This is a genomic window from Neoroseomonas soli (assembly GCF_018129065.1).
In the GTDB taxonomy this organism is placed as follows: domain Bacteria; phylum Pseudomonadota; class Alphaproteobacteria; order Acetobacterales; family Acetobacteraceae; genus Neoroseomonas; species Neoroseomonas soli.
Genome location: NZ_JAAEDM010000072.1, coordinates 1 through 24429 on the forward strand (window position 1 = coordinate 1; position 24429 = coordinate 24429).

Here is a 24429-nt window from a genome sequence, read left to right on the forward strand (position 1 = left end):
ACCGGCGTGGGCGCCGCGGCAGCGGCAGAGGCCTGGAGCACGGTGGGGCACGACTTCGCCCTCGATGCGCTGCGCGGCGCCATCGCGGCGGCGCCGGCACCGGGTCCCTTCGGAACGCGTGCGCGCGCCGCCCTGGCGGATGAGGTCGCGGCGGCCCAGGCACGCCTCGCGGCGCAGCGCCTGGCCGGCGGGGCGCCGGATAGGACCCGCGCGGATGCGGCGGCGGCACTGGTGCGGGAGGCAGCGGCGGCGCGGGACCTCGCGGCCGTGACGGTCGCAGTGCGGGGGGTTGCCGGGCTCGGGTAAGGGCGTGCCGCGGAGAGGGGCCTTGCCCCTCTCCGAACCTCACCCCACCAAGGGCCGAAAGGCCCTTGGAACCCGATACTTGGGTGGCTGGAGGGAGGGGCGCAAAGCAACCGCATGGCCCGGCGCGCACGCTGAGCCCCTCCCTCCAACCACCCAATTCATGGTGTCCAGAGGCCTTTCGGCCTCTGGCGGGTGGGGTCTCGGGGAGGGCAGAGCCCTCCCCGCCGCAACTCACCCCGGCGCGGGGAAGGTCCGCCCCTCGAACGTCGCCAGCACCTCGCGCAGCCGGTCCGGGATCGGCACCGGGCGGCGGCTGGCCTGGTCGGTCAGCACCCAGACGATCTCGCCGGTCGCGAGCAGCGTGTCCCCGCCCGCCGGAAAGACCGCGGGCTGGAAGGCAATCGAGGACCGGCCGATGCGCGTGCAGCGGGCGCCGATCTCGAGTCTCGCCGCGCGCCCGATCGCCACCTTGTACTCGACCAGCCCGCGGACGACGTGGAAGTCAGCGCCGGAGGCCTTCACTTCCGTCTGGTAGTCCCAGCCGGCCGCGCGGATGTAGTCCGATACCGCCTCGTCGTACCAGGTCAGGTAGTGCGCGTTGAAGACGATCCCCTGCGTGTCGAGTTCGACGTAGCGGACCCTGTGCGCAAGGAAGAAGCGGAAGTCGGCGCGGCCCGGCAGCCGCGGGGCCGCGCCGTCCATGCTCAGCCCTTCGCCTCGGCCACGGCGGCCTTCGCGGCGGCGACCATCAGCCCGACCTCGTTGGCGATGGTGACGAGCTTGAAGCCCTTCTTGATCATCCGGTTCGCATAGGCCGCGGTGCCGTTGTGCAGGCCGGCGGCGATGCCGCGCTTGGACGTCTCGGCCAGCAGCTTGTCGTAGATGCCGAGGATGAAGGGGTCCTCGACGTCGAGCTTCGGCTCGAGGCCGTAGGAGAAGGAGAGGTCCGACGGCCCGACATAGATGCCGTCGATGCCCGGCACATCGAGGATCTTCTCGATGTTCTCGATCGCCGTCTTGGTTTCGATCATCGGGATGACGAGGATCTCGTCATTCGCCGTCTTCTGGTAGTTGCCCGAGGACCCGTAGGCGCCGGCCCGGATCGGGCCGTTGGAGCGCGTGCCGGCCGGCGGATACTTGCAGAACTGCACCAGGGCACGGGCTTCCTCGGCCGTGTTCACCATCGGGCAGATCACGCCCATGGCGCCAGCGTCGAGCACCTTGCCGACGATGCCAGGCTCGTTCCACGGCACGCGCACCATCGGCGTGGCGGGCGAGAGCTGGATGCCCTGGAAGCAGGCGACGCAGGACAGGTAGTCCTGGACGCCGTGCTGCATGTCCACGGTCACGGAATCCCAGCCGGCCTTCGAATACATCTCGGCGGAGAATGCGTTCGGGATGGCGAGCCACCCGTTCACCACGGCCTTGCCGGCCTTCCACGCTTCCTTGACCGCATTCGCCATGGTGCCGCTTCCTCTCTTGTGCTGGCTGCTATGGCAGGAACGCTAGGACGGGGTCGGTGGGGCGTCAAACCGGGTGCTGGACGCGCGGAGACGCCAAGGGCAGGGTGCGCGGCATGAGCCCCTGGAGCGTTTCCTCCGAGACGGGCGCGCTGACCGACGTGCTGGTCTGCCCGCCCGATCATTACCGCTGGATCCCGACCAACAGCATCGTCCGCCGCACGCTCGCGGGCGCGCAGCAGCCCTCCACGATGGCTCTCGCCGCGCAGCACGCGGAACTGGTCGATGCGCTGCGCCAGGGCGGCGCGCAGGTGCACGTCCTGCCGCCCGAGCCGCATCTGCCCTACATGGCCTATACGCGCGATTCCGCGGTGGTGACGCCCTGGGGCCCGGTGCTCTGCCAGTTGGAACGCCCGCAGCGCCGCGGCGAATACGCGGGCGTGATCGACTTCCACGGCGGCGCCTTCTGGCGCAAGTCCAGCGCCGGCACGCTGGAAGGCGGCGACATCCATATCCTCAAGCCCGGCGTCGCGGTGGTCGGTGCCTCCGGTGGCCGCACGGACCTCGCGGGTGCCGAGCAATTCGCCGGCTGGCTGCGCGCCGAAGGCTGGGAAGTCCGCGCCGAGGTCTTCGACGAGCATTTCCTCCATCTCGACGTGCTGTTCTGTCTGGCTGCGCCGGGCCTGGCCGTGGCGTGCCTCGATGTGCTGGACCCGGATTTCATCGCCTGGCTGAAGGGCCACGGCATCCGCTGCATCGGCGTGCCGTATCGCGACGCGATGGCGCTCGGCTGCAACATCCTCGCCCTTGGGAATGGCCGCGTCATATCCGCACGCGGTTCGGCAACGCTGAACGCGGCCCTGCGCGCCGAGGGGCTGACCGTGCTCGACCCCGAGCTTTCGCTGTTCACCGCCGGCGGCGGCGGACCCCATTGCCTGACCTGCCCGCTCAAGCGGGAGGAGTGAACGACATGACCACCACCATCACCTCCGAAGCCGATGCCGTGATCGCGGCCGCGCGCGGATTCCTCGGCGAGCGCATCAGCGTGAACCGCGCCATCCGCGAGCAGCACAGCCGCGGCGAGGACACCACCACCCCGACCCTGCCCGACGCCGTCGCCTTCGTGGAGACGACCGAGGAAGTCAGCCGCCTGCTCGCGCTGTGCCACCAGCACGGCGTGGCGGTGACGCCCTTCGGCGCGGGCACCTCGCTGGAAGGGCACGTGAACCCGGTGCGCGCGGGCATCTCGCTCGATCTCTCCCGCATGAAGGCGGTGCTGGAGGTGAACGAGGAGGACATGGACTGCCTGATCGAACCCGGCGTCACGCGGCAGGAGCTCAACGCCTTCCTGCGCGACAAGGGCATGTTCTTCCCGGTCGATCCCGGCAGCCACTGCACCATCGGCGGCATGTGCGCGACGCGCGCCTCCGGCACCAACGCCGTGCGCTACGGCACGATCCGCGAGAACGTGCTGGGCCTCGAAGTCGTGCTGGCGGATGGCCGCGTGATCCAGACCGGCGGGCGCGTCCGCAAGGCGTCGAACGGCTATGACCTGACGCGGCTCTTCATCGGGTCCGAGGGCACGCTCGGCGTCATCACCAAGGTGCGGCTGCGCCTGCACGGCATCCCGGAGGCGATGTCCGCCGCCGTCTGCCAGTTCCCGACCCTCGCCGCCGCGGTCGAGACGGTCATCACCGTCATGCAGTCCGGCATTCCCGTCGCGCGCATCGAACTGCTCGACGAGGACCAGATGGAGGCCTGCATCAGGTATTCGAAGCTGGAAGGCTTCACGGCGCTGCCGACGCTGTTCCTGGAATTCCACGGCACCGATGCCGGGGTGAAGGAACAGGCCGAATCCGTGGAAGCCATCGCCGCCGACTACGGCGCCTCCGGCTTCGCCTGGGCGACCGATGCGGAAAGCCGCAACCGGCTGTGGCAGGCACGGCACGACGCCTATTGGGCGGCTGTGAACCTCAAGCCCGGCCATCGCGGCATCACCACCGATGTCTGCGTGCCGATCTCCCGCCTCGCGGAAGCCGTGCTCGGCGCCAAGGAGAAGTCGCGCGAGAGCGGCCTCACCTCCTGCATCGTCGGCCATGTCGGCGACGGCAACTTCCATTGCCTGATCCTGTTTCCCGAGAACGACCCCGAAGGCCTGGAGCGCGCCTGGGCGCTGGACCGCGCCATCGTCGCGCAGGGGCTGTCGCTCGGCGGCACCTGCTCGGGCGAGCACGGCGTCGGCCTCGGCAAGCGGGAATTCCTGGAGCAGGAGCACGGGCCGGAGGCGCTCGCCGTCATGCGCGGGCTGAAGGCGACGCTCGACCCGCGCGGCATCATGAATCCCGGGAAGATGTTCAGGAACTGAAGGCTTGGACCTGCTCGGCCTCTCGGTCCTGGCGCTGGCGCTCGGGCATGTCTTCTCCAATGCCGTGCGGACGCTGCCGGCGATGGCGGCGGACGTGCTGCAACGGGACCTCGGCGTCACCGCGGATGGCCTGGCGGCGCTGACCGGCGCCTTCCCGGCGGCCTTCGCGCTGGCCATGCTGCCGGTCGGCGTGGCGCTGGACCGCTATGGCGTGAAGCCCACCGCGCTCGCGCTGCTCGCCATCGCGGCGGTCGGCGCGGTGCTCGGCGCGGCGGCGGGCGGGCCGTGGTCCATGCTGCTGGGGCAGGTGGTGCTCGGCATCGGCTGCTCGGGGATGCTGATGTGCCCCGTGACCTATGCGGCGAAGAACCTGCCGCCGCAGAAGTTCGGCCTCTGGGGCGGGGTGATCCAGGCCTTCGGCAATACCGGCATGCTGCTCTCGGCCAGCCCGCTGGCGCTGCTGGTGGAACATGCCGGCTGGCGCGCGGGCTACATCGCCTGCGCGCTGCTCGCCATCGGCGCGGCGGTGGCCGTCTCTCTGGTCGTGCGGGAAGCGCAGGCGCCCATGCAGGCCCGCCGCACGCTGGCCGAGGACCTGCGGGAGATCCTCGCCCTCAGCGTCTCGCGCGAGTTGCGCGCGCCGATCGTCATCGCCTTCGCATCCTTCGCCGCGGTGCTCGGCGTGCGCGGCCTCTGGGGCGGGCCGTGGCTGATGGAGGTGAAAGGCCTGGCGCGCGTGCCCGCGGGGAACGTGCTGCTGTTCTGCACCTTCGCGCTGATCGTCGGCCCGGCGCTGGGCGGCATGCTGGAACGCCGCTTCCAGCCGGTGCGGCGGGCGCTGCTGGCGGCGGGGCACCTCGGCGCGGCGGCGGCGATCCTGCTGATGGTGGCGGGCGGCGCGCTCGGCTGGGGCGTGGCGGCGGATGCTCTGCTGCTGACGGCCTTCGGCCTGCTGATCTCGCTGCAGGTGATCTGCTTCGCGCTGGTCCGCGCGGCGGTGCCGCCGGAACGCGCCGGGCGCGCGCTCTCGGCGATGAACATGTCCTTCTTCGGCGGGGCGGCGGTGCTGCAGGCGGCCTCGGGCGCCGCGGCCAGCGTGGGCGGCGTCGGGGCCGCACTGTCCGTCTTCGCCGTGGCGCTCATCGCCTGCACCCTCGTCTTCCTGCGCCTGCCAGGTCCGCGCTGAGCCTTCGCGCCCCGCGCGTTCCGGGCTAGAAGCGGCGGCAAGGGGGAAGGCGCATGATCCGCAGTATCCTTGTCGCGCTGGACGACACCGAGGGCGCGCAGCGCGCCCGCGACCTCGCCATCGCGCTCGCGCGGCGCACCGGCGCGGCGCTGAGTGCCGCGACCGTCCTCGACTGGCCGCATGTGAAGGACGCCAACGAGGCCGTCCCGCCCGGCGCCGCCGCCTTCAAGGAACGCCGCGACGCCGCCCGCGCCAAGCGCGCCGAGCAGGAGGCCGAGGCCGCCTTCGCAGCCTGCGCCGCCGCCGCCGGCGATACCCCCTTCGCCCGCCTGCGCCTGACCGAGGCGCCGGCACCCGCGCTGCTCGCGGCCGGCGCCACGCACGACCTGATCGTCATCGGCCGCGATTCCACCCTCGGCCTCGAGGAAAACCCGGACGGCCTCGCCCCGGTGATCGAGGCGCTGCTGCATGACGGCGCGCGCCCGCTGCTCGTCGTGCCCGCCGCGCCCCTGCCCGCGGCCGGCGGCGTTCTGGTCGGCTATGACGGCTCGATTCCCGCGATGCGCACCATCCAGATCTTCGCGCTGCTCGGCCTGGCGGGCGAGATGCCGGTCAAGGTGCTCTCCGTCGCCGAGACGCGGGACGAGGCCGCGCGCCTGTCGGGCGAGGCCGGCGGCTACCTGCGCGCCCATGGCATCGCGGCCGAGCCGGTCGCCGTGGCGGGTGCGCGCCCGGTCGACGCGCTGCTCGCCGAGGCCGCCGCCATGCCCGCCCGCCTGCTGGTGATGGGCGCCTACGAGAACACCGGCCTGCGGACCCTGTTCACCGGATCGGCCACTCGCAATTTGTTGCGCGCGGCCCCCTGTCCGGTTTTCGTCGCCCACTGACGCCCCGCCCGCCGCGCAATATCCGGTCGCGGCGCGGCGGGGATAAGCGCCAGGTCACGGAAGATGATTCGCCGCACGCTTGACGTGGGCATATCGGTCGCGACATGACCCGGACCTGACCTCGGATACTCCACCGATGATGCGCCATGCCGCCAGCGCGCTCGCGCTGCTCCTCGCCCTCGCGCAACCCGCCGCCGCCCAGTTCGGGCCGCAGGGCCCGCCCGCCGTCGGCGTGCTGAAGGCCGACCGCCGCCCGGTGACCGAGAGCATCGAGTTCGTCGGCCGCGTCGAGGCGACCGACCGCGTGAACATCCGCGCCCGCGTCACCGGCTTCCTGCACGAGCGCCTGTTTCGCGAGGGTGGCGACGTGCCGGCGGGCGAGATCCTCTACCGCCTCGAACGCGCACCCTTCGAGGCGCAGCTGGAGCAGGCGCAGGCCAACCTCGCCGCCGCCAATGCGCGACTGGAGAATACGCGCGTCGCCCTCGCCCGCGCCCGGGAACTGCGCCAGACCGGCACCGGCACGCAGGTGGCGCTCGACAACGCCCTCGCAGCCGAGCGCACGGAAGCGGCCGGCGTGCTCGGCGCCCAGGCCGCGGTGCGGGTGGCGCAGATCAACCTCGGCTACACCGAGATCGAGGCGCCGATCGCCGGGCAGATCGGGCGCTCGAACTTCGCCGTCGGCAACGTCGTGGGCCCCGATGCGGGCAACCTCGCCACGATCGTCAGCCAGGACCCGATGCGCGTCGCCTTCGCCGTCAGCCAGCGCACCGCCCTCGAACTGCGGAACCGCTTCGAGAGCCGCGGCGGGGCGGACGCCACGCGGGTGCGAATCCGCACCACCGACGGCCGGCTCTACCCGGAAGCGGGGCGCATCGACTTCATCGATAACCAGATCGACCGCAACACCGACACGATCCTGGTGCGTGCGCTGATCGGGAACCCGATCCGCCACCTGGAAGGCGGCGGTGTCAGCGTCTCCCCGCGCGAACTGGTGGACGGGCAGTTCGTCAGCGTCGCGGTCGAGGGGGCGGAACCCGTCATGGCCATCACCCTGCCGCGCGCGGCGGTGCTGCAGGACCAGCAGGGATCCTTCGTCTTCGTCGTGGGCGAGAACAACGTGGCGGAGCGGCGCAACGTGACGCTCGGCCGCTCCTCCGCCGAGACCGCGGTGATCGAGGGTGGGCTGAACGGGGGCGAGACGGTGGTGGTGGAAGGGTTGCAGCGCGTCCGACCGGGCCAGCCGGTGAATCCGGGGCCGGTGAGCGCGCCCGCCCTTCCCCGCACGGTCCCGGGCCGGGGCTGAGCGCAGGTGTTCTCCGCCATCTTCGTCGACCGGCCGCGCTTCGCGATCGTCATCGCCATCGTCACCGCGCTCGCGGGCGCGCTGGCGATGCTGCGCATTCCCGTCTCCCAGTTGCCGGACATCGTGCCGCCGCAGGTCTCGGTCACGACGCGCTTCCCGGGGGCCTCGGCCGCGGTGGTCGAGCAGACCGTCGCGCAGGTGATCGAATCCTCCGTCAACGGCGTGGACCGCATGATCTACATGCGGTCGAACAGCGCCAATGACGGGTCCTACAGCCTGAACGTCTCCTTCGCGCTCGGCACCAACCCGGACATCGCCACCGTCAACGTCAACAACCGGGTGCAGGCCGCGCTCGCCCGCCTGCCGCAGGAAGTGCAGCGCCAGGGCGTGACGGTGCGCAAGCAGTCCTCCGCGGTGCTGCAGTTCATCTTCCTCTATTCCGAGACCGGCGAGCACGCGCCGCTCTTCCTGTCCAACTACGCGACCATCAACATCATCGACCGGCTCGCGCGCGTGCCGGGCGTCGGCCAGGTCAACCTCTTCGGCGCCATGGACTATTCCATGCGCATCTGGTTCGAGGTGGACCGGCTGATCAGCCTGAACGTGACGCCGTCCGACGTGGTCCTCGCGATCCAGGCGCAGAACGTGCAGGCGCCGGTCGGGCGCATCGGCGCGAGGCCCATCCCGGACGACCAGCAGTTCCAGATCAACCTCGAGACCCAGGGCCGCCTGAGCACGCCCGAGCAGTTCGGGGAGATCGTGATCCGCGCCAACCAGGACGGCTCGACGCTGCGCGTGCGGGACGTGGCGCGCATCGAGCTCGGCGCCGCCAGCATGGACACGGAAAGCCGCTACAACGGCCAGCCCGCGGTCACCTTCGGCGTCTACCTGGCCCCCGGCGCCAACGCGGTCTCGGCCGCCGACAACGTGCGGCGGACGATGCAGGAACTGCGCGGGCGCTACCCCGCCGGCGTCAACCACCGCGTCTTCTTCGACACCTCGGACTTCGTCAGCGACACGATCCGGGAGGTCATCAAGACGCTGCTCGAGGCCTTCCTCCTCGTGGTCATCGTGGTGTTCCTGTTCCTCGGGAACCTGCGCGCCACCATCATCCCGACCATCGCGGTGCCGGTCAGCCTGATCGGCGCCTTCGTGATCCTGCTCGGGCTGGGATATTCGGCGAACACCATCTCCCTGCTCGCCATGGTGCTCGCCATCGGCATCGTGGTCGACGACGCCATCGTGGTGGTGGAGAACGTCGAGCGGGTGATGGAGGAGGAACCCCACCTCACCCCCGCCGAGGCGACCAAGAAGGCGATGGCGCAGATCACCGCGCCGATCATCGCCATCACGCTGGTGCTGCTGTCGGTCTTCGTCCCGATCGGCTTCATCCCGGGCCTTTCGGGCGAGCTGTTCCGCCAGTTCGCGGTGACGATCAGCGCGGCGATGGTCATCAGCGCCATCAACGCGCTGACGCTCTCGCCGGCGCTCTGCGCCGTCTTCCTGCGGCCGCACGCGCATGCCGGCGGGCACCGGCCGGGGATCATGGGGCGCTGGCTGCGCGGCATCGACTGGGTGCGGGACCGCTATGCCGGCGCGGTGACGCGACTGGTGCGCGTCTCGCTGCTGTCCATCGTCCTGACCGGGGGCTTCTTCCTCGGCATCTGGCAGATGGGCCAGCGCACGCCCTCCGGCTTCCTCCCGCAGGAGGACCAGGGCGCCTTCTTCGTGCAGGTGCAGTTGCCGCAGGGCGCCTCGGTCGCGCGCACGCGCGAGGCGGTCATCCAGGTCGAGGAGATCCTGCGCAACATTCCCTCCGTCGAGGGGACGCTCGCCATCGTCGGCTTCTCGCTGATCGACGGCGGGGCGCAGTCGAACTCGGCCTTCCTCGTCGCGCGCCTCAAGCCCTTCGCGGAGCGCACCACGGCCGCGATGTCGGTGCAGGCGGCCATCGGCCAGGTCTTCGGCGCAGGCCAGGGCGTGCGGACCGCGAATGTCTTCGCCTTCAACCTGCCGCCCATCATCGGCCTCGGCACCGGGGGCGGCTTCGAATACATCCTGCAGGACTATGAGGGCCGGCCGGCGGCGGAACTCGGCGCCACCATGTTCGGACTGATCGCGGCGGCGAACCAGGACCCGCGGCTGGCCGCGGTCTTCTCCACCTTCAACGCGACCAATCCGTCGCTGTTCCTCGACCTCGACCGTGACAAGGCGCAGGCGCTGGGCCTGCGGATCGCCGATGTCTTCACCGCGCTGCAGGCGACGCTGGGCGGCTTCTATGTCAACGACTTCAACCTGTTCGGCCGCACCTGGCAGGTGAACCTGCAGGCCGAGGCCGCCGACCGGCGCGACGTCAACGACATCTGGCGCATCCATGTGCGCAACGCGCGCGGGGAGATGGTGCCGCTGCGCGCCATCGCCGATGTCCGCCCGCGCGTCGGGCCGCAGACCATCTTCCGCTACAACAATTATCGCGCCATCTCGATCCAGGGCGCGCCGCGGCCGGGCGTTTCCTCCGGCGACGGGCTGGCGGCGATGGAAAGCCTCTCCGCCCGCGTGCTGCCGGGCGGCTACGGCTTCGAATGGACCGGCACGGCCTTCCAGGAGAAGCAGGCCTCCGGGCAGACGGTCTACATCCTCGCGCTGGCGGTGATGTTCGCCTACCTGTTCCTGGTGGCGCTGTACGAATCCTGGGTCATCCCGATGCCGGTGCTGCTCTCGGTGGCGGTGGGCGTGCTCGGGGCCTTCGGCGCGCTCTGGGTGGCGAACATGCCGCTCGACATCTATGCCCAGATCGGCCTGGTGGTGCTGATCGCGCTGGCCGCCAAGAACGGCATCCTGATCGTGGAGTTCGCCAAGGAGAAGCGCGAGGAAGGCATGCCGATCCGGGAAGCCGCGATCATGGGCGCACGGCTCCGTTTCCGGGCGGTGATGATGACCTCCATCGCCTTCGTGCTCGGCCTGGTGCCGCTGATCACGGCCCAGGGCGCGTCCATGCTCTCCCGCCGCGCGGTCGGCATGGCGGTGTTCGGGGGCATGTTGGCGGCGGCGCTGATCGGCATCTTCGTCATCCCCATGCTCTACGTCGTGTTCCAGGCGATGCGGGAGAAGACGAAGCGCATCTTCGGGAGGGGGCCGGCGGAAGGCTGATACCCCCCTTCCCATCCCCGCCCGCCATCGCGGATGATGGGCGGAGGAACCAAGGGAGACCCCGCGCATGGCGAAGTTCGGCCTCAGCCAATCCATCCGCCGCGTCGAGGATCCGCGCCTTCTGAAGGGCGGCGGGCGCTACACGGACGACGTGGCCGCCGCCGGCCAGGTCCAGGGCCACGTGCTGCGGAGCCCGCACGCGCATGCGCGCATCGTCTCCATCTCCGCCGCGGCGGCGAAGGCGATGCCGGGCGTGCTCGGCATCTGGATCGGGGCCGACCTGGCGGCGGCCGGCATCGGCCACCTGCCCTGCCTCGCCCCGGTGAAGTCCATCGACGGCCGCCCGACCTCGGACACGCCGCGCCCCGCGCTGGCCGAGGGCTTCGTCCGCCATGTCGGCGACCCCGTCGCCTTCGTCGTCGCCGAGACCATCGAGCAGGCCCGCGACGCCGCCGAGGCGATCGAGATCGACTACGACATCCTGCCCGCCGCCACCGACCTCGCCACCGCGACCGAGGCCGGCCAGCCGCAGGTCTGGGCCAGCGCGCCCAACAACACCTGCTTCGACTGGCATACCGGCGACGCCGCCAAGGTCGATGCGCTCATCAAGGGTGCCGCGCATGTCGCCCGCCTGCGCGTGGTGAACAATCGCGTCGTCGTCGCCTCGATGGAAGCGCGCGCCGCGCTGGCCGAATACGACGCGGCGAAGAACCACTGGACGCTGACGACCAACACCCAGGGTTCCTGGCTGGTCCGCAACGTGCTGGCCCAGAACATCTTCAACGTGCCGAGCGACAATGTCCGCGTCGTCACGCCCGATGTCGGCGGCGGCTTCGGGATGAAGATCTTCATCTACCCCGAGCACGTGCTGACCTGCTTCGCGGCGCGGGAACTGAAGCGCGCGGTGAAGTGGACCTCCGAGCGCACCGAGGCCTTCCAGTCCGACACCCACGGGCGCGACAACATCACCATCGGCGAGCTGGCGCTCGACAAGGATGGGAAGTTCCTCGCGCTGCGGACCAAGAACTGGGCGGGGATGGGGGCCTACCTCAACACCTTCGCACCCTTCATCCCGACCGGTGCGGGGACGAAGGTGCTGGCGTCCGTCTACGACTTCCAGGCGATCCACGCGCAGGTCATCGGCGTGATGACGCATACCGTGCCGGTGGACGCCTATCGCGGCGCCGGCCGGCCGGAAAGCAACTACCTGGTCGAGCGCCTGATCGACACCGCCGCGCGCGAGACCGGCATCGACCGCGTCGAGCTCCGCCGCCGCAACATGGTGCCGTCCTCGGCCATGCCCTACGTCTCGGCCATGGGGCAGCGCTACGATTCCGGCGAATTCGCCCGGCTCATGGACGGCGCGCTGAAGAAGATCGACTGGGCCGGCTTCCCCGCCCGCAAGGCTGACGCGGCCAGGCGCGGCAAGAAGCGCGGCATCGGCCTCGCCTACTACCTCGAAGCCACCGGCGGCGGGCCGACCGAGAACGCCGCGGTGAAGTTCGCCGATGACGGCTTCGTGGACGTCTTCGTCGGCACCCAGTCCACCGGCCAGGGCCACGAAACCGCCTATGCGATGCTGACGAGCCATGAGCTCGGCATCCCGATCGAGAAGATTCGGATCAAGCAGGGCGATTCCGACACCCTGCCGGATGGCGGCGGCACGGGCGGCGCGCGCAGCCTCTATTCCGAAGGCCAAGCCATCCTCGTGACCGCCGCCTCGGTCGTCGAGAAGGGCAAGATCGCCGCCTCCGAGCACCTCGAGGCCTCGGTCGCCGACATCGAGTTCACGCCGAAGCAGGGCAGCTTCGCCGTCGTCGGCACGGACCGCGCCGTCGGCATCCTCGAACTCGCCGCCGTCCAGCGGAAGAAGGCGGCCGCGGGCATCGAGGCGACCATCCTCGACGCGCAGGAAACCGCCGAGATCAAGTCCCACACCTTCCCCAATGGCTGCCACGTGGCCGAGGTGGAGGTGGACCCGGAGACCGGCATCGTCTCCGTCGCAGGCTACATCGTGGTGGACGATGTCGGCCACGCGCTCAACCCGCTGATCGTGCGCGGCCAGGTGCATGGCGGCGTTACCCAGGGCATCGGCCAGGCGCTGCTGGAACGGACCGCCTACGATGCCGGCAGCGGGCAGCTCCTCTCCGCGTCCTTCATGGACTACGCCCTGCCGCGCGCGGACGACCTGCCGGCGATCGACGTGAATCTCGTGGAAGTGCCCTGCGAAACCAACCCGCTCGGCGTGAAGGGCGCGGGCGAAGCCGGCGCGGTGGGCAGCCCGCCGGCGGTGATGAACGCGCTGGTCGATGCGCTCGCCGACGCCGGCGTGAAGCAGATCGACATGCCGGCGACGCCGGAAGCGGTGTGGAAGGCACTCGCGGCCGCCAAGGCCGCTTGAAGGTCGGGGGGAGAACTTTCCTTCTCCCCCCGGCTTCTTCACTGCAGCGGCACGATAACGTTGGTGAGCTCGCAGAGGTTCACGTTCCGCCGTTCCTGCGGCTGCCCCGCGTCGTAGACGAAGCGGATGTCGTACATGCAGGGCCCTTCCGGCAGGCGGACCGGAAAGGTCGCGCCCGGCGCCACCGTGTCCGCGCCCAGGCGGTCGGGCCCCCAGTTCTGGTCCGTCGACAGCGAGGCGAAGACCTGCATCACCGTCTGCCGCCCCTGGTTCACCAGGTTGAAGGACGGGTTGCCGGTGGGCCCGGCCTGCTGGGGCCGCTGCTGCGGCTGCTGCTGCTGCTGGCCGCCCTGCTGCGCCTGGCGCCCGTCGAAGGCGAGTTCCGTCAGGTTGCAGAGGTTGAGGTTGCGGCGTTCCTCGGCCGGCCCGCCCTGGCGGTCATAGACGACGCGCACGTCGTAGATGCATTCGCCCTGCGGCAGCCGGACCACGAAGGAGCGACCGGCCGGCACGACGTTCTGGCCGAGCCTGTCCTGCCCCCAGTTGCTGTCCGAGGACGGCGAGGCGAAGGCCTCGTAGATGGTCCGGTTGCTGCGGTTCACGAGGTTGAAGGACGGGTCGCCGGTCTGCGCCTGGGCGGCGAACCCGCCCAAGGCAAGGAAGGCCACGGCGGCGGCGGTGGCCAGGCGTCGCATGAGCATCGGGCTGCGCTCCTTCTCGAAGATGTCGGGCAGGCCGCCCGTCTGATCGACCCGGAGGCTAGCCGAGGGCACGCCCCCCCGCCAACCTTCCGACGTCACGCCCTGCGAAGCGCTTCATCCGGCGCGCGACGTCACGTCACCCGCAGCAGCGCCCGTTCCAGCGAGGCCAGCGCATTGCCGAGCGCGGCCGTCATCGCCTCCGCCGCCTGCTCGGGCGTCGGCGTCTCCGTGCCGGAGGCGAGCGGCGCGGCACCGCTGCTCACCATCTGGCCGACCAGGCGGCTGGCGTTGCGCTCATCCATGAGCAGCAGGGTCAGTTCGGCGCGTGCCAGGCCCTCGCCCTGGATGGCGGCGAGGCGCGTGAGCTCGCCCTCCAGCACGAAATCGGGCGTGAGGCGGCTGCCCGGCGCCAGCACGGCGGCGAAGAGCCTGCCATCGAGCAGCCATCGGCGGAGCGCCGCCTCCGCGGCCTCGGCCGGCGGCGCCGCCCATTCGGCGTAGAAGTCGAGGCTCTCGGTCCCGTCCGGGCGGATGGTGCGCAGGTTGCGCGTATCCATCCCCGCCCCGGCTCGGATGGTGCGCACCAGCACCGTCCGCCGGCCGCGCCCGGCCACCGGCGCGCCGGGCCGCCGCGGTTCGAGCGGAAAGCGCCGCGTCTCCAGATAGGGGCGGTCCGGCAGCACGGAGCAGCCGGCGAGCAGCGGCGCGATCAGCAGCGTGCGGCGCAGGGTCATCTCAGCGGCGGTCCCGTGGCGGTGGCGGCGGCGGTGCGCCGAACAGCGATTGCGAAGGATTGCGGCGCAGCGCCTCGGCGGTGTCGCGCAGGCTCGCCGCCGTCGCGCGCAGGTCGCGCAGCAGCGGGCCAAGGTCGGCCTGCGCATCGGAGGTGGTGCCGCGCACGCTGCGCAGCGCGAGTTCGAGCGACTGGATCACCGCCGGCAGCCGGGCGATGGCGGTGCGCAGGTCGGTCGCCGCCTGTCCGATGCTGGCGACGGTACGCGACACTTCCGGCCCCGCCAGGAGTTCCTGGGCGGATTCCCCGGCCGCGCCGACGCGATTGGCGGCGCTGCGGATGTCGCGCACCGTCTCGGCCAGCTCGGCGCCCTGGATCGCCTCGCGCAGCGCGGTCATGGTCGCCGCCGCCTCGCGCAGGGTCGCCCCCAGGTCGCCCTGGCTGCCCACCTGCGCGCGCAGGTCTGTCAGCAGCCCGGTCGCGTTGTTCAACAGCGCCTCCAGATCGAGGTCGGCGAGCCGCGTCATCAGCCGTTCAGCCGCGCTCGTCACCTGGGTGATGGTGGAAGGCATGGACGGGATGACGGGGAATTGCGGTTGCCAGGGCACCTCGATCACCGGGGCGCGCGCCGGATCCGCGAAGTCCACCTCGAGGTAGGACAGGCCGGTCACGCCGGTCGAAGCGATGCGCACGCGCATGCCGGCGCGGACCGCATCCTCGATGCTCGCGATGCCATAGCGCCGCGCTTCCACCGCGAAGCGCACCAGCACGAGGCGCGAGGTCGATTCCTCCACCCCGCGCACCTCGTCGTGATAGACGACGGCCACCAGGCCGAGCTCCGTCACCCGTCCCACCTGCACGCCGCGGAAGCGCACCGGCGCGCCGACATCGAGGCCGGCGACGGATTCGCGGACATAGGTCTCGAAGATCCGCTGCTCGCCGCGCAGATGGCCGGAGGTGAGGAACAGGATGAAGCCGATCGCCAGCGCCGCGCCGACGACGACGAGCGCACCGACACGCAGGTAGAGGCGCCGTCCCGCCTGGGCCATTTCAGGCTGCCTCGCGCCGGAAGAAGGCGCGCACGGTCGGGTGGGTGCTCTCGTCGCGCAACCGGCGCGGGTCGCCCTCGGCGATCATGCCCTGCGCCTCCTTGTCCAGCATGATGCAGCGGTCCCCGATCGCGAGGATCGATTGCAGCTCGTGGGTGACGACGACGAAGGTGGCGCCGGTGTCGCGCGCGATGTCGCGGATCAGCTTGTCCAGCCCCGCGGAGGTGATCGGGTCGAGCCCGGCCGAGGGTTCGTCCAGGAACAGCAGCGGCGGGTCGAGCGCCATGGCGCGCGCGATCCCCGCGCGCTTGGCCATGCCGCCCGAGATCTCGGCCGGCAGGCGCCCGGTGGCGTCGCCCAGGCCGACCAGGCCGAGTTTGGCGCGCGCCAGCGCCTCCCGCGCCGGGCGCGGCAGGTCGGTGTGCTCCTCGATCGGCAATTCGACGTTCTCGGCCAGGGTCATGCTCCCGAACAGAGCGCCGGACTGCCACATCACGCCTATACGCCGCAATAACGCGCGGCGCGCATCGTCGTCGGCCGCGGCGAGTTCCTCCCCCAGCAGCCAGGCACGGCCGGCGGCGAGCGGCACCAGGCCGATCAGCGCCTTGAGCAGCGTGGACTTGCCGCAGCCCGACCCGCCGAGGATGACGAATATCTCCCCGCGCCGGACATCGAAGGTCACGTCCTTGAAGATGGTGCGCCCGTTGAAGGCCACCGCGAGGCCCTCGGCGCGGATGACCGGCTCCGTCGCACTCATATGCCGAGCCTGAAGAACAGCACCGCGAAGACCCCGTCCATGGCCACGATGGCGACGATGCCGCCGACCACCGCCGCGGTGGCCGCATCGCCCACCGCGCGCGGCCCGCGCCCGGCCGACAGCCCCGCGCGGCAGCCAATGGCCGCGATCGCCATGCCGAAGCAGGCCGCCTTGAACAGCCCGCCGATCAGGTCCTGCAGCGACAGCCACTGCTGCAACTGCGATTCCACCGCCGCCCAGGGATAACCGAGGGTGGACATGATCAGCGTCATCCCCGCGAGGCCCGCGAGGTTCATCAGCAGCGCCAGCACCGGCATGACGAGCGTCGCCGCCACCAGCCGCGGCATCACCAGCATGGCGAGGGGGTCGATGCCCATGATGCGCAGCGCATCCACTTCCTCGTTCACCGTCATGGTGCCGAGCTCGGCGGCGAAGGCCGATCCGGTGCGCCCCGCCAGCACCACCCCGGCGAGCAACGGCCCCAGTTCGCGCAGCAGCGAGATGCCGACCAGGTTCGGCACGAAGACCTCCGCCCCGAAGCGCCGCAGCGGGATCGAGGACTGGTAGGCGAGGATCACGCCGATCAGGAAGCCGAGCAGCAGCGTCAGCGGGAAGGCGCGGGTGCCGACCTCGTCCAGGTGGCGCAGCAGGTCGGACCATCGCAGCAGGCGCGGCCGCGCCAACACGCGCGCGATGGTCACGATCGTCTCGCCGAGGAAGACGATGCCGGCCACCGATGCGCGGGCGCGGTGCACCGTGGCGCGGCCGATGTCGCTCACCGGGCGGAAGGGCGGTGGCGGCGGCGGCGGCGGCACGGTGGCGAGCGCCTTGCGCGTGCGCTCCAGCTCCGCCGCGACGGTGGCGCTGGCGCCGCGTGCCTCCGCGTCCGGCGCCGCCTTCAGCAACAGCACGGCGCCTGCGGAATCGAGCCCCTCGAGCGCCGTGAGATCGAGTGCCGTGACCGGCCCCTGCCGCGCGGCGCCCATCGCCTCCGGCCAGAGCCGCGCCGCGGAGGCCGCGTCGAGCCGGCCGGCGACCGCGAGCGCAACCCCGCCTTCCGCGGGCCGCACCTCGATCCGCGCCGCCGTTGTCGCTGTCATCGTGCCGTCCATCAGGGGGATTGGACCCGTCCGCATCCTGGCCGCAAGCGAAATTCAGGCCGAGAGCGCGTGGATCAGCACCGCGGCGGCGACCGAGACGTTCAGGCTCTCGACCGGCCCGGCGGCCGGCAGGGTCACGCGCACCGGGCAGGCGGCGACCGTCGCGGGCGTCAGCCCGTCCTCCTCGTTGCCGAGCACCAGCGCGAGCGGCACGCCGCGCGGCACCTCCCCGGGCGGCACGCCGCCGCGCGGCACGGCGGCAATCGCCAGCATCCCCGGCGCCAGCGCCCGCAGCGCGAGAGGCAGGTCCACGGCGCGGAAGACCTCCAGCGCCTCCAGCCCGCCTTCCGAGGTGCGGAAGGCCGCATCCGACAGCCCCGCCTGGCGCGGGTCGCCCGAGAGCACCATCGCCCGGCAGCCGAAGAAGGCGGCGGATCGCGCGATGGCGCCGAGGTTGTGCGGATTGCCGATGCCGTCCAGCACCGGCATCACCCGCGCCGCGCGCAGCACGGCCGGCGGGTGGCGCGCATCGAGCGCCGGCACCGCGCGCGGCAGCGCCAGCGCGACGATGCCGCCATGGTGCTGCGTGCCGGCGATCCGCGCGAGGTCCGCGGACGGCACCTCCCGATAAGGCCGGCGCATGCGCGCCAGGACGGCGCAATGCGGCCCGGCCTCCCGCCGCCGGTCCTGGCTGTGGAACAGCCGCATCACGTCCTGCGGCCGGCGCGCGAAGACCGCGGCGACCGCGGCGGGGCCGCAGTGGCGGTCGAGGTCCTGGGACTTGCTCACGCGGTCGCGAGGGCCGTCAGCCGCGCATGGAGCGCATCGGGGATCTCGATGCCATCGGCCGCGGCGCGGGCGGCGAGCGCGTCGCGCCGGCTACCCGGCAGGCGCACGCCATCCTCCGCGGCCATGGCGGCGACGAAGGCTTCGATGCGCGCGGCGAAGGCATCGCTGCCCGCGAGCGCGCCTGGATCCACCACCATCAGCGCCTGGCCGAGGCGCGGGCGGTTGCCTTCGTCCTGGAAGAAGGAATCCGCCTCGAAGCCGAAGGCCGCGCCGGTCAGCGCGCAGCAGAGCAGTTCCACCACCATCGCCAGCAGCGCGCCCTTGGTGCCGCCCATGGCGAGCATGGCGCCGGAGAGCGCCGCATTCGCATCCGTGGTCGGCCGGCCCTCGGCATCGAGCGCCCAACCCTCGGGGATCGGCCGCCCTTCCTTGGCGGCCACCATGATCTTGCCGCGCGCGACCTCGGACAGCGCCATGTCGATCACGAGCGGCGAGGCGTCGCGCCGCGGGAAGGCCGCGGCGACCGGATTGGTGCCCATCAGCGGCCGCCTGCCGCCCGGCACCGGCATGGCGGCGGGCGAATTGGTGAAGGCGAGCGCCACCAGCCCCTGCCGGGCCAGCCGCGCGACGGGCAGGCCCATTGCGCCGGAATGGTGCGAATTCGTCACCCCCGCGAAGGCGACGCCATGCGCCCGCGCGCGCCACGCCGCCTCGCTTTCCGCCATCGCGAGCGCCGGATAGGCGAGGCCATGCCGCGCATCGACCAGCACCGCGCCGCCGCGCTCGTTCACGATGCGCGGCGTGGCGGCGCCGTCGGCGCGGCCGTTCTTCAGGAAGGCGGCATATTGCGGCACGCGGGACAGGCCATGGCCGGCCTGGCCCGCGGCTTCGGCCGCCGCCAGGGCGCGGGCGGTGGCCGCGGCCATCTCCGCCCCCGCGCCGGATGCGACGAGGGCGGCGCGCGCCAGCGCCTCCGCCTGGTCGAGAGTGATCCGCATCAGTCCGCGCGCAGCCCCGCTTCCTGGATCAGCCGCGCCCAGCGCGCGGTTTCCTCCGTGACGAAGGCAAGCGAGCGCGCACGGTCCCAGCCCTCGACGGTGAAGCCGCCGTCGCGCGCCTTGCGGCCGACCTCGGCATCGCCGATCGCGGCGAGCGTGTCCGCCCCCAGCCGCGCGAGGATGGGTGCGGGCACCGCGGCAGGCACCATCATCGCGGTCCAGTTCGTCATCTCGAGCATCGGCTGCCCTGCTTCCCTCACCGTCGGCACGTCCGGCAGCAGCGGATGCCGTGCGGCGGAGGTGATGGCAAGGGGCCGCAGCCGCCCGCCCTGGATCTGCGCGATGCATTCCGGAAGATTCGACACCATCACGTCGAGATTGCCGGCCGCGAGATCCGTCACCGACGGCGCGCCACCGCGATAGGGCACGTGGGTGATGTTGTCGCCCGCCCGCGCCGCGCCGCGCAGCAGTTCCAGCCCGAGATGCGGCGGCGATCCGTTGCCCGAGGACCCGCCATTGAGCCGCCGCGTGCGCGCCAGTCCGATCAGGTCAGCCAGGGTCCGCGCCGGGCTCTTTTCCGCGTTCACCACCACCACCAGCGGCAACGAGCCGAGCACGGAAACCGTCGTCAGGTCCCGCCGGAAGTCGAAGGGCGCATTGGGGAACAACGTCGCATTCACCGTATGCGTCATGGTGATGGCGAGCAGCGTGTGGCCGTCCGGCGCGCTCTTGGCCACCGCATCGGCGCCGATCAGCGCATTGCCGCCGGCGCGGTTCTCGATGACGACGGGCTTGCCCCAGATCTCGGACAGCTTCTGCCCGACGAGGCGCGCCATGATGTCGGTCAGTCCCCCGGGCGGAAACGGAACGACATAGCGCACGGTGCGGTCGGGGAAGCCGCCCTGAGCGCGGGCGATCGCGGGCGCCAGCAGGGCGCCCGGGGCTGCGGCAAGGATGACGCGACGACGGATCATGAACGTGTGCCCTCCATTATGTTGTTGGAGGAACGGTAGCCCAGGATGCCGCCGCGCCCTATAGGGTCCGGCCATCACCACAGGAACGGAGCGACGCGTGACCGCAGTGGACCGGATTCGCGAATGGCAGGACGAACTCACCGCCTGGCGGCGCGATTTCCACGCCCATCCCGAACTCGGCTTCGAGGAGGTGCGCACCAGCGCCCTGGTGGCCGAACGCCTCGCCGCCTGGGGCATCGAGGTGCATCGCGGGATCGGGACGACCGGCGTGGTCGGCGTGCTGCGGAACGGCAACGGCCAGGGCCGCATCGGCCTGCGCGCGGACATGGACGCGCTGCCGATGCCGGAGGCCAACACCTTCGCCCACCGCTCCACCATCGAGGGCAAGATGCATGGCTGCGGCCATGACGGGCACACCACCATCCTGCTTGCCGCCGCGCGGTATCTCGCGGAGACGAAGAACTTCGACGGCACCGTCCACTTCATCTTCCAGCCGGCCGAGGAAGGCCGCGGCGGCGCCCAGGCGATGCTCGCGGACGGGCTTCTGGAACGCTTCCCGAGCGATGCGCTGTTCGGGCTGCACAACCGTCCCGGCCTGCCGGTCGGGCAATTCGCCATCCGCCAGGGCCCGATCATGGCCGGCGCGCTGTTCTTCGACATCGTCGTGCAGGGCCGTGGCGGGCACGGCGCCCGGCCGGAAGCGACGGTCGATCCGGTGATCGCCGGCGCGCAGATCGTCTCGGCGTTGCAGACCATCGTGTCGCGCAATGTCGGCGCACTGGATTCCGCGGTGATCAGCGTGACCGGCTTCACGGCGGGCGAGGCCTACAACGTCATCCCCGACCGCGTGGCGCTGAAGGGCACCGTGCGCGCCTTCAAGGTCGAGACGATGCGCCTGGTGGAAGAACGCATGCGCACCGTCGCGCAGAGCATCGCCGCCGGCTTCGGCGCCACCGCCGAGGTGACCTTCCGCGAGATCGCCGCGCCGACCATCAACGCGCCCGAGGAAGCCACGGCGATGGCCGATGCGGCGGCGGCACTGGTGGGCGAGGCGCATGTCGAGCGCAACCGCTCGCCCGTGATGGGCAGCGAGGACTTCGCCTACATGTTGCTCGAACGGCCCGGCGCCTACATCCATGTCGGCAACGGCGTGGGCGAGGCGGGCGGCTGCGACGTGCACAACCCGCATTACGACTTCAACGACGCGGCGATCCCCTACGGCGCGGGGATGCTGGCGACGCTGGTGGAGCAGAAACTCGCTCGGGTGAAGTGAGGCGCGTCGAAGGGGGCGCTGCCCCCTTCGAGCATCCCCCGCCAAAGGCCGAAAGGCCTTTGGAAACCGTTACCGGGTGTAGGGCGCGACGGCCGGCTCGGCGCCAGGTCATGGTTCCCAAAGGCCTGTCGGCCTTTGGTGGGGTGAGGTCCGGAGAGGGGCGACGCCCCTCTCCGGCGACCGTCACGCGCTCTCGTAAAGCCGCGTCAGCGAGAACTCCCGGTGGCCGAGCAGTTCCGCCGCCGTCAGTTCCCCATCCGCCGTCCGCACGATGCAGTCGAGCAGCGCCTCGCCCGCATCGTCCATGTTCATCCGCTTCTGCAGCAGCCCGGTCACATCCACGTCGATGTGCTCGGACATGGTGCGCTGCGTGCGCGGGTTCGCCGTCAGCTTGATCACCGGCAGGATCGGGTTGCCGATGACGTTGCCCTGCCCGGTCGGGAAGGTGTGCACCGCGAAGCCGGAGGCCGCGCAGAGCGTCACCATCTCCGCCGCCGCGGACGACGAATCCATGAACCACAGCCCGCTGTGCGTGGGTTCCTCGGCCTTGTCCAGCACGCCATCGACCGTGCACTTCTTGCCGATCTTCTGGATGTTGCCGAGCGCCTTCTCCTCGATGGTGGTCAGCCCACCCTCGATGTTGCCCTTGGTCGGCTGGCTGTCCGAGAGGTCGGAGGTCTTGTTCGCCTCGATCACGCGTTGATAGCGGTCGAACATCGCCTGGAACTGGTCGCGGATCTCGGGCGTCTTGCAGCGCTCGGCGACCAGGTGCTCGCCGCCGGTCAGTTCCGTCGTCTCGCCGAAGACCAGCGTGTTGCCGTTCTCCCACAGCTTGTCGAAGGAATTGCCGACGGTGGGGCAGGAGGCGAGGCCCGATGTGGTGTCGGATTCACCGCACTTGGTGGACACCCAGAGTTCAGAGATCGGCGCGCGCGTCTTCTTCAGGCGGGAAGCGTGCTTGACCATCTTGTAGGCGGCGCGCGAGGCGTTCGCGATGGTGTTGATGTCGCCGTTCTGCTCGATGGCGAAGCCTTCGACCGGCTTGCCCGTCTTGGCGATGCCTTCCACCACGCGCCCGGTCCATTGCGGCTCGATGCCGATGACGATGACGCCGGCGACGTTCGGGTTGGACCCGGTGCCGATCAGCGTGCGGAAGTGCAGGTCGAGATCGGCGCCGAATTGCAGCCGCCCATAGGCGTGCGGAATGGCGAGCGCGCCCTTGATGTTGTGCGCCACCGCCTCGCAGGCGGCGTTGGACAGGTCGTCCAGCGGCAGGATGACGACGTGGTTGCGCACGCCCATCCGCCCGTTCTCGCGGCGCCAGCCTTCGAAGGTGGCGTTCTTCAGGTTCATGCCCATCGGATCGCCCCCTTACCAGCGCTTCGTCTTGACGTTGTGGACGTGCAGGTGCTCGCCCGCGCCGATGTCGGCGACCGCGCGCCCGATGTCGACGCCGTACTTGATGATGGTGTCGCCATTGGCGATCGCCTTGATCGCGACCTTGTGCCCGATCGGGATGTCCGACTTCGCCGGGAACTCGATCATCCGGTCCTGGTCCATGATCCAGCCGTTCAGCGTCTGGCCGGCCTTGATCCCCTCGACGACCACGACGCCGACGGAATCGCCTTCGTCATGGACGCAGAAATGCACGGTCATCGCGTGCCCTCCTCCCCTGAGTTTGTGGCAGTGACGCTAGGGCCGGGGTGCGGCGCCGGTCAAATCGACGGATGCGAGAGGGCGCCGCCCTCCCGCGCCCTCCCGGCAGGACCCCCCAGCTTCCTGCACCTCCGCGAAATTTGCCGAAGGTCCAGGAAACTGAGTTTCCTGGCGGGGAGCCCGAGGGGCAGGGCCCCTCGGCCTATCCGACCGGCCGCTCATCCGCGATGACCTTGCCATCGTTCGGCAGGCTTCCCGGCGCCACCACCTCCACCGCGCCGCGCAACCGCGTCACCGCCAGCAGCGATGCGGCCACTGCGTCCGCAAGCCCTTCCGCCGATGCGGCCTCGACGCGCAGCGTCATGGCGTCCTGCTCGCCCTGCCGCGTCACCACGAGGCGCAGGCGCCCAAGGCCGGGATGGCGCCTCGCGATCTCCGCCACCTGGTCCGGGCGCACGAACATGCCCTTCACCTTGGCCGTCTGGTCGGCGCGGCCGCGCCAGCCGACGATGCGCGTATTGGTGCGCCCGCAAGGGGAAATGCCGGGCAGCACCGCCGAAAGATCGCCGAGGGCCAGGCGCAGCACCGGATGCGCCTCGTCCAGCACCGTGACGACGACCTCGCCGATCTCGCCGTCCGGCACGGGGTCGCCCGTGCCGGGGCGGACGATTTCGACGACCACCTCCTCCGTCACCACTAGGCCCTCGCGCGCCGCCGTCTCATAGGCGATGCAGCCGAGATCCGCGGTGGCATAGGCCTGGAAGGCCGCCACCCCGCGCCCCGCGAGTTCCGCCTGCAACGACGGCGGAAAGGCCGCGCCCGAAACCAGCGCCTTGCGGATGCAGGACGCATCCCGCCCGGCCGCCTCCGCGGCATCGAGCAGGATCTTGAGGAAATCCGGCGTCCCGACATAGCCCGCCGGGCGGAACTGCCCGATCAGGTCGAGCTGCGCTTCGGTATTGCCCGGCCCGGCCGGGATCACCGCGGCGCCGAGCGCCTGCAACCCGCCATCCATGATCCAGCCGCCGGGCGTCAGGTGGTAGGAGAAGGTGTTGAGCGCGACCTCGCCGGCCCGGAAACCGGCCGCGAAGAAGGCGCGCGCCATGTGCCAGGGATCGGTCGCGCGGGCCTCGCCCTCGTAGATCGGCCCGGGCGAGGTGAAGAGCCGCGCGAAGCCCCCCGCCGGCCCGGCGACGTAGCCGCCGAAGGGGGGCGCGGCCTTCTGCGCCGCCGGCAGGTCGGACTTCCGCAGCACCGGGATCCGCGCCAGCGCGGCGCGGTCCGTCACCCCCGCCGGATCGATGCCCGCCAGCCGCGCCGCCTGGGCCGGGGCGCGTG

At 71.2% G+C, this 24429-nt stretch carries 22 protein-coding genes; 9 read left to right on the forward strand and 13 right to left on the reverse strand.

What is annotated here, in order from left to right; all coding sequences use genetic code 11:
• A partial coding sequence (locus tag GXW76_RS19870) for a hypothetical protein (RefSeq protein WP_211863843.1) occupies positions 1 to 306 on the forward strand: 306 nt, incomplete at its 5' end.
• Between the two features lie 231 nt (positions 307 to 537).
• Here the strand turns inward: GXW76_RS19870 and GXW76_RS19875 are convergent.
• Both GXW76_RS19875 and GXW76_RS19880 read right to left on the reverse strand, forming a co-directional pair.
• Complete coding sequence (locus GXW76_RS19875) at positions 538 to 1008, reverse strand: acyl-CoA thioesterase (protein WP_211863844.1); 471 nt, start codon at positions 1006 to 1008, stop codon at positions 538 to 540.
• Between the two features lie 2 nt (positions 1009 to 1010).
• Complete coding sequence (locus GXW76_RS19880; protein ID WP_211863845.1) at positions 1011 to 1769, reverse strand: HpcH/HpaI aldolase family protein; 759 nt, start codon at positions 1767 to 1769, stop codon at positions 1011 to 1013.
• A 113-nt stretch (positions 1770 to 1882) separates the two neighbouring features.
• Here GXW76_RS19880 and GXW76_RS19885 point away from each other — a divergent pair, with 113 nt between their 5' ends.
• From GXW76_RS19885 to GXW76_RS19915, 7 genes are all read left to right on the forward strand, one after another.
• Positions 1883 to 2731 carry a dimethylarginine dimethylaminohydrolase family protein gene (locus GXW76_RS19885; RefSeq protein ID WP_211863846.1) on the forward strand — a complete coding sequence of 283 codons (849 nt, stop codon included), beginning with the start codon at positions 1883 to 1885 and terminating at the stop codon, positions 2729 to 2731.
• 5 nt (positions 2732 to 2736) lie between these two features.
• Positions 2737 to 4131: an FAD-binding oxidoreductase gene (locus GXW76_RS19890; protein ID WP_211863847.1), complete on the forward strand. Its 1395-nt coding sequence runs from the start codon at positions 2737 to 2739 to the stop codon at positions 4129 to 4131.
• Between the two features lie 4 nt (positions 4132 to 4135).
• Positions 4136 to 5317 (forward strand): MFS transporter, encoded by a 1182-nt coding sequence (locus GXW76_RS19895; RefSeq protein ID WP_246514548.1) that lies wholly within the window; start codon positions 4136 to 4138, stop codon positions 5315 to 5317.
• Positions 5318 to 5370: 53 nt separating this feature from the next.
• Positions 5371 to 6204, forward strand: coding sequence for a universal stress protein (locus GXW76_RS19900; RefSeq protein ID WP_211863848.1), 834 nt, complete (start codon positions 5371 to 5373; stop codon positions 6202 to 6204).
• Positions 6205 to 6340: 136 nt separating this feature from the next.
• Positions 6341 to 7510: an efflux RND transporter periplasmic adaptor subunit gene (locus GXW76_RS19905; protein ID WP_211863849.1), complete on the forward strand. Its 1170-nt coding sequence runs from the start codon at positions 6341 to 6343 to the stop codon at positions 7508 to 7510.
• Positions 7511 to 7516: 6 nt separating this feature from the next.
• Complete coding sequence (locus GXW76_RS19910) at positions 7517 to 10660, forward strand: efflux RND transporter permease subunit (RefSeq protein ID WP_211863850.1); 3144 nt, start codon at positions 7517 to 7519, stop codon at positions 10658 to 10660.
• A gap of 67 nt (positions 10661 to 10727) precedes the next feature.
• Positions 10728 to 13061 (forward strand): xanthine dehydrogenase family protein molybdopterin-binding subunit, encoded by a 2334-nt coding sequence (locus tag GXW76_RS19915; RefSeq protein ID WP_211863851.1) that lies wholly within the window; start codon positions 10728 to 10730, stop codon positions 13059 to 13061.
• A 38-nt stretch (positions 13062 to 13099) separates the two neighbouring features.
• On the opposite strand, the gene GXW76_RS19920 is transcribed toward GXW76_RS19915, so the two are convergent.
• The 8 genes from GXW76_RS19920 to GXW76_RS19955 form a co-directional block, all read right to left on the reverse strand.
• A complete protein-coding gene (locus tag GXW76_RS19920) occupies positions 13100 to 13762 on the reverse strand; it encodes a hypothetical protein (RefSeq protein ID WP_211863852.1) in 663 nt (220 codons plus the stop codon).
• A 131-nt stretch (positions 13763 to 13893) separates the two neighbouring features.
• Positions 13894 to 14496, reverse strand: coding sequence for an ABC-type transport auxiliary lipoprotein family protein (locus tag GXW76_RS19925; RefSeq protein ID WP_211863853.1), 603 nt, complete (start codon positions 14494 to 14496; stop codon positions 13894 to 13896).
• Position 14497: 1 nt separating this feature from the next.
• Positions 14498 to 15544, reverse strand: coding sequence for an MlaD family protein (locus GXW76_RS19930; RefSeq protein WP_211863854.1), 1047 nt, complete (start codon positions 15542 to 15544; stop codon positions 14498 to 14500).
• 1 nt (position 15545) lies between these two features.
• Positions 15546 to 16301 carry an ABC transporter ATP-binding protein gene (locus GXW76_RS19935; protein WP_211863855.1) on the reverse strand — a complete coding sequence of 252 codons (756 nt, stop codon included), beginning with the start codon at positions 16299 to 16301 and terminating at the stop codon, positions 15546 to 15548.
• Positions 16298 to 17401 (reverse strand): ABC transporter permease, encoded by a 1104-nt coding sequence (locus tag GXW76_RS19940; RefSeq protein WP_211863856.1) that lies wholly within the window; start codon positions 17399 to 17401, stop codon positions 16298 to 16300. The genes GXW76_RS19935 and GXW76_RS19940 overlap by 4 nt, the downstream gene beginning before the upstream one ends.
• A gap of 54 nt (positions 17402 to 17455) precedes the next feature.
• The gene (locus GXW76_RS26180) at positions 17456 to 18190 is read right to left on the reverse strand and encodes a TrmH family RNA methyltransferase (RefSeq protein WP_211863857.1); all 735 of its coding nucleotides are present in this window, start codon (positions 18188 to 18190) and stop codon (positions 17456 to 17458) included.
• Positions 18187 to 19188 (reverse strand): Ldh family oxidoreductase, encoded by a 1002-nt coding sequence (locus tag GXW76_RS19950; RefSeq protein ID WP_211863858.1) that lies wholly within the window; start codon positions 19186 to 19188, stop codon positions 18187 to 18189. Before GXW76_RS19950 ends, GXW76_RS26180 begins: the two co-directional genes overlap by 4 nt.
• Complete coding sequence (locus tag GXW76_RS19955) at positions 19188 to 20162, reverse strand: tripartite tricarboxylate transporter substrate binding protein (protein ID WP_211863859.1); 975 nt, start codon at positions 20160 to 20162, stop codon at positions 19188 to 19190. Before GXW76_RS19955 ends, GXW76_RS19950 begins: the two co-directional genes overlap by 1 nt.
• A 97-nt stretch (positions 20163 to 20259) precedes the next feature.
• On the opposite strand from GXW76_RS19955, the gene GXW76_RS19960 reads away from it, so the two are divergent.
• Positions 20260 to 21435: a M20 aminoacylase family protein gene (locus GXW76_RS19960; protein WP_211863860.1), complete on the forward strand. Its 1176-nt coding sequence runs from the start codon at positions 20260 to 20262 to the stop codon at positions 21433 to 21435.
• A gap of 183 nt (positions 21436 to 21618) precedes the next feature.
• Here the strand turns inward: GXW76_RS19960 and GXW76_RS19965 are convergent, their stop codons facing one another.
• The 3 genes from GXW76_RS19965 to GXW76_RS19975 all read right to left on the reverse strand — a co-directional run.
• Positions 21619 to 22788 (reverse strand): UxaA family hydrolase, encoded by a 1170-nt coding sequence (locus GXW76_RS19965; protein ID WP_211863861.1) that lies wholly within the window; start codon positions 22786 to 22788, stop codon positions 21619 to 21621.
• A gap of 18 nt (positions 22789 to 22806) precedes the next feature.
• A complete protein-coding gene (locus GXW76_RS19970) occupies positions 22807 to 23091 on the reverse strand; it encodes a UxaA family hydrolase (protein ID WP_211863862.1) in 285 nt (94 codons plus the stop codon).
• Between the two features lie 202 nt (positions 23092 to 23293).
• The coding region (locus tag GXW76_RS19975; protein ID WP_211863863.1) for a phenylacetate--CoA ligase family protein at positions 23294 to 24429 on the reverse strand (1136 nt) is incomplete at its 5' end.